Here is a 15,388-nt window from a genome sequence, read left to right as displayed (position 1 = left end):
CGCCCCGGCCCACCGCCCCCGGCGGCCCGGACCGACCGGTCCGGGCCGCCGGCCCGTACCCGCCCCCACCCCCCCGTGACGCCCGCCACCGGGGCCGGCGCAGGACAAGGAGCATCTTTTGACCCCCTACGACGTGATTGTGGTCGGCGCCCGGTGCGCCGGGGCTCCGACCGCGATGCTGCTCGCGCGCGCCGGCTACCGGGTGCTCATGGTCGAGCGCGGCACCTTCCCCAAGGACACCCTCTCCACGCTCTACATCCACCAGCCCGGCGTCGCCGCCCTCGCCCGGTGGGGCCTGCTGCCCGCCGTGGTGGCCACCGGCGCCCCCGCCCTCGACCGCGTGCGCTACGCCCACGGAGACATCAGGCTCGACGGATGCTCCTGGGCGGCCGACGGGCAGCGCGCCGCCTACGCCCCGCGCCGCTACCTCCTCGACCCGATCCTCGCCCGCGGGGCCGTCGACGCGGGCGTCGAATTCCGCGAGAACTGCTCGGTGAGCGACCTCGTCTTCGACGGCGACCGCGTCGTCGGCGTCCGGCTCGGCGCCACCGGCGCCGTGGAACGGGCCACCCTCGTCATCGGCGCCGACGGCATGCGCTCCACCGTCGCCGCGAAGGCCGGCGCCCGGCTCCTCGTCGAGGACCCGACCTGGACGTGCGCCTACTACTCCTACTGGTCCGGGCTCCGGCCCGGCTTCCGGCTGTACGACGCCCCGGGGCACTGGGTCGGCAGCGTACCGACCAATGACGGGGCGACGCTCGTGGCCGGCTACTTCCCCCAGGAGCAGTTCCGCAGCGTGCGCGGCGACGCGCTCGACGCCCTGCTCACGAACGTGGAGAAGACGGCCCCCGAGCTGCGGGAGGAGATGGCGGGCGGGGCCCGGCTGGAACGCGTCTACGGCACCGGCGACCAGCGCAACTTCTTCCGTCAGGCCGCCGGACCCGGCTGGGCGCTCGTCGGCGACGCCGCCCACCACAAGGACTCGATCACCGCACGCGGCATCACCGACGGCTTCTACCAGGCCCAGCTGCTCGCGGACTGCATCGGTGACGGCCTCCACGACCCCGGCCGGCTGAGCGCGGCCCTGGACACCTACGCCGAGCGGCGGACGGAGGCGCTCACCCCGGAATACCGCGCCACGCTCAAGACGGCCCGGCTGGACCCGCCCGCCCACCACCTGGACCTGCTGCGCGCCGTCGCCACCAGCCGCGAACTGACGGACCGGTACTTCTCGACGCTGTCCGGCGTCTGCCCGATCGACGAATTCGTCACGCCCGAACTGCTCGACCTGATGGAAGAGACGGACATGAAAGGAACGAAGGGATGACCGACGGGACGACCGGCGACGACCGGCTGCCGCTCACCTTCCGGCAGGAGCTCATCCGGTCCGCACACCGGAAGGGGGCGGCATCCGGTCACCACCCGGTCATCACCCTCCACCTGACCGGCACCCTCGACCGGGCCGCGCTCACCTCCGCCCTGCGCGGCCTGGTGGCCCGGCACGAGCCGCTGCGCACCACGTTCACCGGCGACGACGCGGCCTCCGGCGCGCACGTCTGGCCGGCCGGCCCGGTCGAGCTGGAGTACGCCGACCTCACCGCGCCCGGCGGCGCGTCGGCCGGCCGACTCGAGGACCGCGTCACGGAACTGGCCGCCCGCCCCCACGACCTCGCCTCCGGCCCGCTGCTGCGCTCGCTCCTGATCCGCCTCGGAGCCGACGAGCACGTACTGGCCCTGACCGTCCACCGCATCGCCGCCGACACCCGCTCCCGCACGATCGTGGCCAACGAGCTGACCGAGCTGTACGCCGCCGCCGTCACCGGACGCACCCCGCGGCTCCCCGAACTGCCCGTCCGATACGGGCAGTACGCCGCCGAGCAGCGGGCCCGCGTCACCGAAGCCGAGCTCGACGCCCAGCTGGACCACTGGCGCGACCGGCTCGCCGGCCTGCCCGCCCTGAGGCTGCCCACCGACCGGCCCCGGACCCGGGCGCGCGGCGCGGCCGCCGCCCGCCACGGCTTCCGCGTACCCGCCGGGGTGGTGGACGGCCTCGCCGAAGCGGCCCGGGGCCAGGGCGGCACCCTGTTCGCGGCCCTGTTCGCCGCCTGCCAGGTGCTGTTCTCCCGGCACACCGGCCAGGAGGACCTGGCCCTGGGCACCCTGGCAGCGGGCCGGCCACGGCCCGTGCTCGACGGCCTGGTCGGCGCGTTCGACAACCCCCTCCTGGTGCGCGGTCCCATATCCGCCGACGCGCCGTTCACCGAGGTGCTCGCCGGGGCCCGCGCCGCCCTCGCCGAGGCCGACGCCCACCAGGACGTCCCCTTCGAGCGGGTGCGCGCCGCCCTCGGCGAGGGCAAGGACGCCGGCGACACCCCCGACGTGCAGGTGATGGTGGTGCTCCGGGGGGCCGACGCGGCCGCTGAACCGGTGCCGGGCCCCGCACCGGCCGTATGCGCCGTCCCGCCGCCCGGGGTGCCCGCCGCCCACGACATCACCGTGCAGTTCACCGAGACCGGCTCCGGTGACCTGGCCGGCGTAATGGAGTACGACGCCGCGCTCTTCGACCCGGTCACCGTCGAGGTGCTGGCCCGCCACCTGTCGGTCCTGCTCGGCGCCGCCGCCGCCGACCCCGCGCGGCCGGCGGGGGAACTGCCCCTCGCCGACGAGGAGGAACTGCGCCTGCTCACCACCGAGTGGGCCGTCAACCGCGCCGACTTCCCCGCCGGGAGCTGCGTGCACGAACTCGTCGCCGAACAGGCGCGCCTGCGCCCCGACGCGATCGCCGTCACCGCCGGCCTGGAGACGCTGACCTACGCGGAACTGGACGCCCGCGCGAGCCGCCTCGCCCACCTGCTCGTCGCCGAAGGGGTCCGGCCCGGCACCTTCGTCGCCGTCTGCCTGCCCCGCGGCCCGGAACTCGTCACCGCCCTGCTCGCCGTCCTCAAGGCCGGCTGCGCCTACCTGCCGCTCAACCCCGACTACCCGGCGGACCGGCTCGGCTTCATGCTGTCCGACGCCGGGGTACCGCTCTGCCTCACCGAGTCCTGGCTGACCGGCAGACTGCCCTCCACCGGCACCCGGACGATCTGCCTCGACGAGCAGGACCGGGCACTGGCCGCCCAGCCGGCCGGGACCCCCGCCGTCGCCGTCACCGCCGACGACCCCGCCTACATCATGTACACGTCCGGCTCCACGGGCACGCCCAAGGGAGCCGTGATCGGGCACCGTTCGGTCGTCCGGCTCTTCTGCAACGCCGACTGGGTCCGTCTCGGCCCCGACGACGTCATGGCCCAGGGCTCCGACGTCACCTTCGACGCGGCCACGCTGGAGATCTGGGGCCCCCTGCTCGCGGGCAGCCGGATGGTCGTCATCGACAAGGACACCCTCCTCGACCCCGCCGAACTCACGGCCGCACTGCGCCGGCACGGCGTCACCACCCTCTTCGTGACCACCGCCGTCTTCAACCAGATCGTCGCCGCCGACCCGTACGCCTTCGGCGCGCTGCGCCACGTGCTCTTCGGCGGCGAGGCGGCCAACTCCGCCCGCGTGGCGGAGGTGCTGGCGGCCGCCCCGCCGCAGCGGCTGGTCAACCTCTACGGCCCCACCGAGACCGCCGTCCTCGGCACCTGGCACCTCATCCGCGAGGCCGACGGGCACATGCCCGTCCCCATCGGCCGGCCCGTCGCGAACACCACCGCCTACGTCCTCGACGACCGGCTGCGGCCCGTCCCCGTCGGCGTCGCGGGCGAGCTGTTCATCGCCGGCCCCGGCGTCGCACGCGGCTACCTCAACCGGCCGGAACTGACCGCCGACCGCTTCCTGGACAACCCGCACGGCGAAGCCCCCGACCACCGCCTGTACCGGACCGGAGACCTCGTGCGCTGGACCGGGGCGGGCGTCCTGGAGTACGTCGGACGCGCCGACCACCAGGTCAAGGTGCGCGGCTACCGCATCGAGCCCGGTGAGATCGAACTCGTCCTCCAGCAGCACCCCGACGTCGGCGTGGCCCTCGTCGTGGCCCTGGCCGACGGCGAGCACAAGCGCCTCGTCGGCTACGTGACCCCGGGCGCGACGGGACGCCGCCCGCAGCCGGCAGAGCTGCGGGAGTTCGTCTCCGCCCGGCTCCCCGTGCACATGGTGCCGTCCGCCGTGGTGTGCCTGGAGCAGTTCCCGCTCACCCCGAGCGGCAAGGTCGACCGCAAGGCCCTGCCCGCCCCGGAGCACGCGGCGGCCCCGGCCGGGGCCGGGGAACCCCGTACCGGCGCCGAGCGGGTGCTCGCCCAGATCTGGTCCGACGTCCTCGGCGTCCCCGCCGTCGGGGTCACCGACAACTTCTACGAGCTGGGAGGCGACTCCATCCTCGGCATCAGGGTCGTGGCCCGGGCGAAGAAGGCGGGCCTGGTGATCTCCGCGAAGGACGTCTTCCGCAAGCAGACGATCGCCGAACTCGCCACCACCGCCGTCGCGGCGGACGCCGCCTGAGGCCCGGACCCGGAGGAGACACGACCCATGACCGCCCCCACCCTGCAGGCCACCGCGCCCGACGCGCCGGCCGCAGCGGCCGACCCGGCCGCCCTCGACCTCACCGACCCGCAGACGTTCGACGACAACGACCCGCACGAGATGTGGCGGCCGCTGCGCGCCCACCACCCCGTCTTCTGGCACCCGCCGCGCGACGGCAAGCCGGGCTTCTGGGTCCTCACCAAGTACGACGACATCATGGCGGCGTACCGCGACAACAAGCGGTACACCTCCGAGCGCGGCAACGTCCTCAGCACCCTGCTGCTCGGCGAGGACTCCGCGGCGGGCAAGATGCTCGCCGTCACCGACGGCCCGCGCCACCGCGAGATCCGCAACCTGATGATGAAGTCCTTCTCGCCGCGGGTCCTGGCCCCGGTCGTCGAGAACGTCCAGCGGCTCACCGACCGGCTGATCTCCGAGGCGGTGGAGGAGGGCGAGGTCGACTTCGTCACCGCCGTCGCCGACCGCATCCCCATCCACACCATCGGCGACCTGATGGGCATCCCGTCCGGCGACCGCGAACAGCTCGTCGACTGGAACGCCCAGACCCTGTCCCGGTACAGCGCCGACGACGGCGAGGAAGTCTCGCTGATGGCGCGCAACGAGATCATCCTCTACATCTCCGGCCTGATGGCCGAGCGCCGCCGCAACCCGGGGGAGGACGTCCTCAGCACGCTGGCCACGGCCACGATCGACGGCGAGCCCCTCACCGAAGAGGAGATCATCTACAACGCCTACAGCCTGATCCTGGGCGGCGACGAGTCGAGCCGGGCCACCGCCTCGGGCATCGTCCACGCCTTCAGCCAGTACGGGGACCAGTGGCGCCGGCTGAAGAACGCGGAGGTCAGCCTGGAGAGCGCCACCGAGGAGGTCATGCGCTGGACCACCCCGACCATGCACTTCGGGCGGCACGCCCTCGTGGACATCCCGATCCGCGAGCACGTCGTGAAGGCCGGCGAGATCGTCACCCTGTGGAACAGCTCGGCCAACTTCGACGAGGACGCCTTCGCCGACCCCTACACCTTCGACCTGGGACGCACCCCGAACAAGCACGTCAGCTTCGGCCACGGACCGCACTTCTGCCTCGGCGCCTACCTGGGCCGCGTCCACATGATCTCCATGCTGGAGTCGCTCCGCACCCGCGTGTCCGGCATCGAACTCCTCGCCCCGCCCACCCGCCTCTTCTCCAACTTCGCCAACGGCCACGCCACCCTGAAGGTCCGCCTCACCCCCGAACCCCGCCCCGCCTGACGCCCCCGCGCCCACGCCGAAGGCCCTCCCGGTCCGACCGGGAGGGCCTTGCGCATGGGCGGGGTCAGGAGGTGGGGGTCAGGAGGGCGGTTGCGGTGAGGGTGCGGAGGTCGGAGGCGAGGGCGCGGGCCACCTCAGGCTCCTGGGACTGCAGGTAGAAGTGGCCGCCGTCGAAGAAGCGGACCGTGAACTCCGAGGACGTGTGCTCGCTCCACCGCAGCAGGCCCGCGCGCGGCACGTTGTGGTCCTGCGCCCCCGAGTAGGCGTACAGGGGGCAGGAGACGCGGGTGCCCACCCCGCCGCGGTAGCTCTCCGCCGCCTTGAAGTCCGCCCGCAGGGAGGGGAGTACGGCCGACATCAGGTCCTTGTCGGCCAGCAGCTCCGGCGGGGTGCCGGACAGGTCCGAGATCGACGAGGCCAGGTCCTCGTCCGCCAGCCGGGACAGGCCCCGGCTGAGGTGGATCGCGGCCGCCGGCCGGCCCGAGACGATCACGCCGACCGGCGCCCGGCCGGGGTGCAGGCGCTCCAGCCGCAACGCCACCTCGTACGCGACGAGGGAGCCCAGGCTGTGCCCGAACAGGACGAGCGGGCGCGCCGCGCGGGGGAGCAGCGCCTCGACGACCCGGTCCGCCATCTCCCCGATGTCGTCGACGCAGCGTTCGCCCAGCCGGTCCTGGCGGCCCGGATACTGCACGGTGAGCACCTCGGCGCAGCCGGACAGGGCCTGCGCCAGGGTGTAGTAGCCCGTCGCCGAGCCGCCCGCGTGGGGGAGGACGACCAGCGTCGGCCCCTCCACCGGCGGCCGGTGGTACCGGCGCAGCCAGCCCGTCGGGTCGGAGCCGGGCCCGTAGGCGCGTGTCATCGTCGATCTCCGTTCGCGAGGAGGTGCGGCCCGACGTCCGCCAGGGACGCGCAGCCGGTCAGGGCCAGGGCCAGCCCGAGGTCGGTGAGCAGGCAGCGCAGGACGTGCTCGACGCCCCGTTGCCCGTCGAGGGCGAGCCCGTACACGTACGGGCGGCCGTACAGGACGGCGTCCGCGCCCAGGGCCAGTGCCTTGAGCACGTCGCTGCCGGTGCGGACCCCGGAGTCCATCAGCACCGGTACGTCCGGGCCGACGGCCGCGCGCACCGCGGGCAGCGCCTCCAGCGAGGACACGCCGCCGTCGAGCTGGCGGCCGCCGTGCGTGGAGACGACCACACCGTCCGCACCGTGCTCCAGCGCCAGCCGGGCGTCCTCCGGGTGCAGGACGCCCTTCACCAGCAGCGGCAGCCGGGTCAACCCGCGCAGCCAGGCCAGGTCCGCCCAGGTCAGGGCCGGGTCGGTGGAGATCTGTGCCCACCGCAGGACGGCCTGGGTGGTGTCCGCGTCCGCCGGCAGCCCGGCCCGGAAGGCGGGGTCGGCGGTGAAGTTGGCGATGCCGGTGCCGCGCAGGAACGGCGAGTAGCCGCTGTCGAGTTCCGCCGGCCGGAAACCGAGGTGCGTGGCGTCGACGGTGACGACGATGGCCCCGTAACCGCTCGCCTCCGCGCGCCGCACCAGCGACTCGCCCACCGCCCGGTCGGAGGGCAGGTACAGCTGGAACCAGCGCGGCCGGTCGCCCGAGGCCGCGGCCACCTCCTCCAGGGTGCGCGAGGCGAACGTCGACAGCACCATCGGCACGCCGGTGGCCACCGCGGCCCGTGCCGTGGCCGACTCGCCCTCGGGATGGGCCACTTGCTGCGCCGCGAGCGGCGCCAGCAGCAGCGGGGACGGCAACTGCCGGCCGAACAGAGTCACGGAGGTGTCGGCACGTCGCGTACCGCGCAGCATCCGCGGCACCAGCGGGCGGCGGTCGAAGGCCGCACGGTTGGCCCGGCCCGTCGCCCCGGCCCCGGCGGTGCCCGACACGTACGCGAAGGCCTCCGGCGCCATCACCGCGCCGGCCGCGGCCTCCAGTGAGGTCAGGTCCGTCGACAGCCGCGGGGCGCGCCCCGCGAGGCCCTCCAGCATGAGTTCCCGTACCAGGTCGGCCGGCGGCTCCGGCTCCGGCTCCGGCTCCGGATCCGGCGGCGGCTGGGGTACCGGCGCCGCCGGCCGGGCCAGGTCCGCGCGGATGCGCCGGGCGAGCAGCGGCGCGCTCTCCCCGGGCCGTTCGACGAGCGCGAAGTGCCCGCCGGACAGGGCGGCGATCTCGTGCCCGCCCGTGGTGTGGCGCGCCCAGTCGGCCATCTGCTCCCGGGAGTTCTTCGGGTCGGCCGACGCCAGGAGCACCGTGACGGGAGCCGCCACCCGGGTGTCCGGCGCACAGCGGTGGCGCAGCAGTGCCCGGTGGTCGGCGCGCAGCAGCCGCAGGATCTCGCCGGCGATCTCCGGGTCGGTCAGCAGCGGTTCCGGGATCCCCCCGAGCCGCCGCAGCCCGGCGGTCAGCTCCTCGTCGCCGACGAGCGCCAGGTCCGGCTCCTGCCAGTCCTGCGACGGCGGCCGGGCCGCCGACACGAACAGCCGGACCACGGTGCCGCGTTCCTCCAGCAGACGCGCCGTCTCGAAGGCCACGAGAGCCCCCATGCTGTGGCCCAGCAGGAACAACGGCCGGTCGTCGAGTCCGGCGAGGACCTCCGCCACGTCCGCGGCCGGCTCCGCCAGGTCCCGCACGCAGGGCTCGCGGCGCCGGTCCTGGCGGCCGGGGTACTGGACGGCGAGCACCTCGACGTCTTCCGGCAGCGCCGCCGACAGGGCGGTGAAGGCGTTCGCGGTCCCGCCCGCGTGCGGGAAGCACACGAGGCGGGCGGTCGCCGACGGGCGGGGGTGGGCGGCGCGCAGCCACCGGGACGGACCGGCGGCCCCGCCCGGTGAAGCCGGGGCGGCCGTCGGGGTGTTGGTCATGCCCACGCGGAGTGATCCTCCTTCATAGAACCCAGTTCGGTCAGCAGCTCGCGCAGCCGCTCGCTCACCACGGCGCCCTGCGCCCCGCTCAGGGGCCGGTCGGCCACGGCCGCCTCCAGCCGGGCGATGTCGGCGAGCAGCGCCACGGTGACCCCGGAGTCGTCGCCGGAGACCGCAGCGGCCACCGGGAGCTTCCCCGGAACCTCACCCGGCATCCCCTCCGAGGCGTCCAGCGGGTCCGGGCCCTGCTCCGCGGCCGGCTGCGGGAGCTGTTCGCGGAGGTGGACCACCAGTTCGGCCGGAGTCGGCCAGTCGTAGACGAAGGTGGCGGGCAACCGGACGCCCGTCGCGGCGGCCAGCCGGTTGCGCAGCTCCACCGCGGTGAGCGAGTCGAAGCCCAGCCGGTCGAAGGCCCCGTCCCGGTCCACCGCCGCGCCGGAGGCGTGCCCCAGGACGGCCGCGACCTCGTGCAGGACGGCGTCCAGCAGCCGGTCCCCGGTGGGCGAGGAACCCTCGGCCGGAGCCGGTACCTCCACCCGCGCGCCGTCCGTCGCCGCCACGGGCGCCGCCGTCGGCACCAGCCCCCGCAGCAGCGGCGGCACCGCCGCGCCCTGCGCGACCGCGGCCCGCAGCCCGTCGAGGTCCCAGCGGGCGGCCACCGCCACCGGCCGGTCGCGGCGCACCGCGGCGTCCAGCAGTTCGAGGCCCTGCTCCGAGGTGATCGGGGCGACACCCACCCGCGCCATGCGGGCGACGTCCGCGCCGGTCAGGCCGGCGCCCATGCCGCCCGCCCCCTCCCACAGGCCCCACACCACGGAGACCCCGGGCCGGCCCACCGAACGCCGGTGCTCCATCAGCCCGTCGAGGAAGGCGTTCCCGGCCGCGTACCCGGCCTGGCCCGGAGCGCTCAGCGTGCCGGCGAGCGAGGAGAAGGCGACGAACGCGTCGAGTCCGAGCGGTTCGGTGAGCTCGTGCAGGTGGAGCGCCGCGTCCACCTTGGGACGCAGGGTCCGCTCCAGGCTCCCGGCGGTCAGCGAGGTCAGCAGGCCGTCGTCGAGGACGCCCGCCGCGTGCACGACCCCGCCGACGCGGACCCCGTCGCCGGCCAGTTCGGCCAGGGCGGCGGCCAGCGCGTCCCGGTCGGCCGCGTCACAGGCCACCGTACGGACGTCCGCGCCCAGGTCGCGCAGTGCGGCGATGTCCCGGGCGGCGTCCTCGCCGGGCAGCCCGCGGCCCATCAGGACCAGCTGCCGCACCCCGTGGCCGGTCACCAGGTGGCGGGCGGCGAGCCGGCCCAGCCAGCCGAGACCGCCGGTGATCAGGACGGCCCGGGAGGTGTCCCAGCGCTCGCCCTCGTCGACCAGGTCCAGGACGACCTTGCCGATGTGCCGGGCCTCGCCCAGGTGCCGGAAGGCCTCCGGCGCCCGGCGCAGGTCCCAGGCCGCCACCGGCGGGGCCTGGAGCACACCCCGCTCGAACAGCGCGAGGAGTTCGGCGAGGATCTCCTGGATCCGGTCCGGCCCGGGATCACGCACGTCGTACGTGCGGTACGTGACCCCGGGGTGGGCGGCGGCGACCTCGCCGGGCTCGCGCCGGTCGGTCTTGCCCATCTCCAGGAACCGGCCGCCGCGCGGCAGCAGCCGCAGCGAGGCGTCCGCGAACTCCCCGGCGAGGGAGTTGAGCACGACGTCGACGCCCCGGCCCCCGGTCGCCGCGAGGAAGGACCCCTCGAAGTCCAGGGTGCGGGAGGAGGCGATGTGCCCGTCCCGTACGCCGGCGCCGCGCAGGGCGTGCCACTTGGCGGGGCTCGCCGTCGAGAACACCTCGGCGCCCAGGTGGCGCGCGATCTGGAGGGCCGCCGTGCCGACGCCTCCGGCGCCGGCGTGCACGAGCACGGACTCGCCCGCGCGCAGGTCCGCCAGGTCCACCAGGCCGTAGTAGGCCGTCAGGTAGGTGACGGGCACGGCGGCCGCCTGCCGGAAGGACCAGCCCTGCGGGATCCGGGACACGAACCGGCGGTCGGTGACCGACGTCGGGCCGATGCCGTAGAACAGGCCCATCACCCGGTCTCCGGGCTCCAGGTCGGTGACACCGGGGCCCACTTCGAGGACCGTGCCGGCGCCCTCCCCGCCCTGTCCGGAGCCGCCCGCGTGCCCGTCGACGGACGCCGGGATCACCCCGAGGGAGAGCAGCACGTCGCGGAAGTTCAGGCCGGCGACCCGCATCCGGACCCGCACCTGCCCCTCCTCCAGCGGGGCGGCCGCCTCGGGCCAGGGCTTCAGGGCCAGGTCGGCGAAGGTCCCCTTGGCCACGTAGTCCAGGTGCCAGTGCGGGGTGTCGGCGGGCGGGGTGAGCAGCGGCTCCGCCTCCTGCGCCGTGAGCGCGGGACGGTACGCGGTGCCGCCCCGCAGCGCGAGCTGCGGCTCGCCGCCGGCCAGGGCCGTGGCGACGGCCCGGCGGGAGGCCGGGGTGCCGTCCTCGTCGAGGACCGTGAACCGGTCGGGGTGCTCGGCCTGCGCGGACCGCAGCAGGCCCCACACGGCGCGGTGGGACAGGGCGCCGGGCTGCTGCTCGCCGCCCAGGGTGACGGCGCCCCGGGTGAGGACCGCCAGCCGGGTACCGGCCAGCCGCTCGTCCGCGACGACGACCCGGACCGTGTCGAGGACCCGGTGCAGAGCCGTACGCACGGCCGCGGCCTCGGCCTCCGCCGCGCCGTGGCCGTCCGGTGCGCCGCCCGCGGGCAGCGGGCAGGGCAGCAGGAGCAGCGCGGGGGCGTCCGCCCCGGCGTCCAGCGCCGCGGTCAGGGCGGCGGTGTCGGGCAGGGCCCCGCCGAGGCCCAGTTCGTGCGCGTACTCGTCCGCGCCGAGCAGCGTCCAGCGGTGCGTCGCGGGGGCGGGGGGCAGCTCGGTGAGCTCCTCCCACACCGGAAGCAGCAGGCCGTCGCCGGGCCCGGGAGCCGCGGCCGTCGCCTCGGCCGGGAGCGGGCGCAGCACCAGCGAGCCGATGGAGGCCACCGGCCGGCCCGAGGCGTCCGCGACCTCGACGGAGACCGCGTGCGCCCCGGCGGGCGCGAGCCGGACCCGCAGCACGTCCCCGGACGCGCCGTGGGTGCGTACGCGGGACCAGGCGTACGGGAGGAACGTGCGGCCGTCGTCCGCGCCGCCGCCGACCCCGTCGACGAGGCCGCCGAGCGCGATCGGGTGCAGGGCCGCGTCGAGCAGCGCCGGGTGCAGGCCGTGGCGGTCCGTCGCCGGACCGGTTCCGGCGGGCAGCGCCACCTCGGCGAACACCTCCGGCCCGCGCCGCCAGACGGCGCGCACCCCGCGGAAGACGGGTCCGTAGGCCAGGCCCCTGGAGCCGAGGAGGGCGTAGAGGTCGGCGATCGTCGCGGCGGCCGGTTCGGCGTCGGCCGGGGGCCACGCCCCGTCCGGTCCGCCGCCGAGCGCGTCGGCCGGCGCCGGCTCCGGTGTCCCACCGGCACCGGCCGCCAGGACCGTACCGTGGGCGTTGCGGGACCAGCCCCGCCCGTCGGCGTCGTCCTCGGGCCGGGAGTGCACGGCGACGGCCCGGCGGCCGGTGCCGTCGACGGTGTCGGGGGCGGCCACGAACACCCGGAGCCGGACGTCGCCGTCCTCCGGTACGACCAGCGGCGCCTCCAGGACGAGTTCCTCCACCAGCTCGCAGCCCGCCTCCCGGGCGGCGCGGGCCACCAGGTCGAGCAGGCCGGTGCCGGGCAGCAGCACCCGGCCGCCGACCCGGTGGTCGGCCAGCCACGGGTGGCGGCCGAGGGACAGCCGTCCCGTCAGCAAGAGGCCGCCGGTGTCGGGCAGTTCGGCCGAGGCGCTCAGCACCGGGTGGCCGACCGCGGTCAGCCCGGCGGACGTGACGTCTCCGGCCGACGTGACGTCCCCGGCCGGTGCCGGCCGGTCGATCCAGTACGGGCGGTGCTGGAACGCGTACGTGGGCAGGTCGACGCGCCGGGCCCCGCGGTCCGCGAACACGGCGGACCAGTCGACCTCACCCCCGCAGGCGTGCAGCCGGGACACCGCCGTCAGCAGCGCGGTGGCCTCCGGGAGCCGCCGTCGCAGCGACGGGATGAGCGTGTGGCCGCCCGGACGCCCGCGGTCCGCGTCCTCCAGGCATTCCGCGGCCATCGAGGTGAGGTCGGTGCCCGGCCCCACCTCCACGAAGCGGGCGCACCCCAGCTCGTCGAGGGCGGCGACGCCGTCCCGGAAACGGACGGGGTCCAGCGCGTGCCGCACCCAGTACTCCGGGTCGGCGAGCACGTCCGCGCCCACGGGCCGGCCGGTCAGGTCCGAGACGAACGCCGACTGGGGTTCCATGAACGCCAGGCGCCCGACGACGGCCCGCAGCTCCTCCACGGCCGGTTCCATCAGCGGCGAGTGGAAGGCATGGCTGACGCGCAGCCAGGTGGCCTTCCCGCCGGCCGCCTCGAAGTCGGCGACCACCCCGGCCAGGGCGGCACGTTCACCCGACAGGACCGTGGCGGCCGGACCGTTCACCGCGGCCAGGGAGATCAGCTCCTCGTGGCCCACGACCAGCGGGGCCGCCTCCGCCTCGGAGGCGCGCAGGGCCACCATCGCCCCGCCCGACGGCAGCCGCTGCATGATCCGCCCGCGTACGGCGGCCAGTTCGGCCGCGTCCGCCAGCGACAGGGCCCCGGACGTGTGCACGGCCGCGAGCGCGCCGACGGAATGCCCGAGGACGGCGTCGGGCCGCACGCCCCAGGATTCCAGCAGTCGGAACAGGGCCACCTCGAACGCGAACACCGCGGGCTGCGTGTACTCGGTCCGGTGCAGCAGGGCGCCCCCGGGGCTGTCCCCGGCGGCGAGGACCACGTCCCGCAGCGGCCGCTCCAGGTGCGGTTCCAGGGCCGCGCACACCGCGTCGAACGCCGCCGCGTACACGGGGAACGCCTCGTACAGCTCCTGTCCCATCCGGGCGCGCTGGGAGCCCTGGCCCGCGAACAGGAACGCGGTGCGGCCCTCGGCGGCGGTCGCCCGGACCACGTCCGCACCGGGCACGCCGTCGGCCAGCGCCCGCAGCCCGTCGAGCAGTTCCTCCCGGTCCTCGGGCAGCAGGACCGCACGGTGCGGCAGGTGCCCGCGGGTGGTGGCGAGGGAGAAGCCGATGTCCGCGAGCCCGTCCCCGTCGGTCTCGGTCAGGTGCTGGTACAGCCGGTCGGCCTGCGCACGCAGCGCGGGCCCGCCGGCCGCCGACAGCACCACCGGGACGGCCGCGGGCGGGGCCGCACGCCGGGCCGGGGCAGGGGCCGGCTGCTGCTCCTCCGGCGCCTGCTCCGGCGCCTGCTCCAGGATGACGTGGGCGTTGGTACCGCTGATGCCGAAGGAGGACACCGCGGCCCGGCGCGGACGGCCGCCCCGCTCCGGCCACGGAATCGTCTCGGTCAGCACGGACACGGCCCCGGTCGACCAGTCCACGTGCGGGGTGGCCTCGTCCACGTGCAGGGTCCGCGGCAGTACTCCCTCGTTCAGCGCCATCGCCATCTTGATGACCCCGCCGACGCCGGCGGCGGCCTGGGTGTGCCCGATGTTCGACTTCAGGGAGCCCAGGTGCAGCGGCCGGTCCGCCGGGCGCCCGCTTCCGTAGGTGGCCAGCAGGGCCTGCGCCTCGATCGGGTCGCCCAGCGAGGTGCCCGTGCCGTGCGCCTCGACCGCGTCGACGTCGCCGGCCGTGAGCCCGGCGGCCTCCAGGGCCCGGCGGATCAGCTGCTCCTGCGCGGGTCCGCTGGGAGCGGTCAGTCCGTTGCTGGCGCCGTCCTGGTTGACGGCCGAGCCGCGGACCACGGCCAGCACGGGGTGACCGTTGCGGCGGGCGTCGGAGAGCCGCTCGACGAGCAGCAGACCGGCGCCCTCGGCCCAGCCGGTGCCGTCCGCGGACGCGGCGAACGCCTTGCAGCGGCCGTCGGGCGCGAGCCCGCGCTGCCGGCTGAACTCCACGAACGGCATCGGCGTCGCCATCACCGTGGCGCCGCCCACCAGCGCCATCGAGGACTCGCCGCTGCGCAGCGAGGCACACGCCAGGTGCAGGGCGACGAGCGAGGAGGAGCAGGCGGTGTCGACGGTGATGGCCGGGCCCTCCAGCCCGAAGGTGTAGGACAGCCGTCCGGAGGCCACGCTGCCGGCGCCGCCGACGCTCAGGAAGCCCTCGTACTCCTCCGGTGCGGGGGAGAACCGGTTCATGTAGTCGGCGTACATGGTGCCGACGAACACGCCCGTCCGGCTGCCGCGCAGGGTGGCCGGGTCGATGCCCGCGTGCTCGAACGCCTCCCACGCCGTTTCCAGCAGCAGGCGCTGCTGGGGGTCGATGCTGTGCGCCTCGCGCGGCGAGACCCCGAAGAACTCCGCGTCGAACTGTGCGGCCCCGTACAGGAACCCGCCCTCCCTCGCGTACGAGGTGTGCGGCCGGTCCGGGTCGGGGTCGTACAGCTCCGCCAGGTCCCATCCCCGGTCGGTGGGGAACGGGCCGACGGCGTCCACCTCGTCGGTGGTCAGCCGCCACAGGTCCTGCGGGGAACGGACGCCACCCGGGTAGCGGCAGGCCATCCCCACGATCGCGATCGGCTCGTGCTCGCGTTCCGTGCTGTGCGCGCGGTCGGCCCTGAGCCGCTCGTTCTCCTTCAGCGCGGCCCGCAGCGCCTCGACGACCTGCTGCTGGGTTGTGGAAGCCATCCTGTTCTCTCCGTACTTCCCCGTCGGGGTCTGGGTCTGGA

At 75.6% G+C, this 15,388-nt stretch carries 6 protein-coding genes; 3 read left to right on the top strand and 3 right to left on the bottom strand.

Annotation, left to right across the window (positions count from 1 at the left end; translation table 11 throughout):
- Positions 1 to 118: 118 nt before the first annotated feature.
- Genes AC2RP6_RS11705 through AC2RP6_RS11695 form a run of 3 tightly spaced genes read left to right on the top strand, consistent with a single transcriptional unit; the run spans position 119 to position 5,772 of the window.
- On the top strand, positions 119 to 1,327 hold the full coding sequence (locus AC2RP6_RS11705) for an NAD(P)/FAD-dependent oxidoreductase (RefSeq protein WP_486446181.1): 1,209 nt from the start codon (positions 119 to 121) through the stop codon (positions 1,325 to 1,327).
- Entirely contained in the window at positions 1,324 to 4,482 is a 3,159-nt protein-coding gene (locus tag AC2RP6_RS11700; RefSeq protein ID WP_486446180.1) for a non-ribosomal peptide synthetase, read from the top strand. Before AC2RP6_RS11705 ends, AC2RP6_RS11700 begins: the two co-directional genes overlap by 4 nt.
- A gap of 27 nt (positions 4,483 to 4,509) precedes the next feature.
- Positions 4,510 to 5,772, top strand: coding sequence for a cytochrome P450 (locus tag AC2RP6_RS11695; protein ID WP_486446179.1), 1,263 nt, complete (start codon positions 4,510 to 4,512; stop codon positions 5,770 to 5,772).
- 64 nt (positions 5,773 to 5,836) lie between these two features.
- Here AC2RP6_RS11695 and AC2RP6_RS11690 read toward each other — a convergent pair whose 3' ends face one another.
- From AC2RP6_RS11690 to AC2RP6_RS11680, 3 genes are read right to left on the bottom strand one after another with little or no spacing between them, the layout of a single operon-like run.
- A complete protein-coding gene (locus AC2RP6_RS11690; protein WP_486446178.1) occupies positions 5,837 to 6,634 on the bottom strand; it encodes a thioesterase II family protein in 798 nt (265 codons plus the stop codon).
- On the bottom strand, positions 6,631 to 8,634 hold the full coding sequence (locus AC2RP6_RS11685; RefSeq protein ID WP_486450301.1) for an alpha/beta fold hydrolase: 2,004 nt from the start codon (positions 8,632 to 8,634) through the stop codon (positions 6,631 to 6,633). Before AC2RP6_RS11685 ends, AC2RP6_RS11690 begins: the two co-directional genes overlap by 4 nt.
- Positions 8,631 to 15,347, bottom strand: coding sequence for an SDR family NAD(P)-dependent oxidoreductase (locus AC2RP6_RS11680; protein ID WP_486446177.1), 6,717 nt, complete (start codon positions 15,345 to 15,347; stop codon positions 8,631 to 8,633). The genes AC2RP6_RS11685 and AC2RP6_RS11680 overlap by 4 nt, the downstream gene beginning before the upstream one ends.
- Positions 15,348 to 15,388 lie beyond the last annotated feature (41 nt).

The organism is Streptomyces sp. WAC03905 (genome assembly GCF_057371075.1).
The sequence above is the reverse complement of the archived record's forward strand: the minus strand, read 5'-3'. Positions and strand labels throughout refer to the sequence as shown.

Coding starts and splice junctions, on each gene's coding strand:
- AC2RP6_RS11700 (WP_486446180.1), top strand. CDS start 1,324: ATGACCGACGGGACGACCGGCGACGACCGGCTGCCGCTCACCTTCCGG.
- AC2RP6_RS11695 (WP_486446179.1), top strand. CDS start 4,510: ATGACCGCCCCCACCCTGCAGGCCACCGCGCCCGACGCGCCGGCCGCA.
- AC2RP6_RS11690 (WP_486446178.1), bottom strand. CDS start 6,634: ATGACACGCGCCTACGGGCCCGGCTCCGACCCGACGGGCTGGCTGCGC.
- AC2RP6_RS11685 (WP_486450301.1), bottom strand. CDS start 8,634: ATGACCAACACCCCGACGGCCGCCCCGGCTTCACCGGGCGGGGCCGCC.
- AC2RP6_RS11680 (WP_486446177.1), bottom strand. CDS start 15,347: ATGGCTTCCACAACCCAGCAGCAGGTCGTCGAGGCGCTGCGGGCCGCG.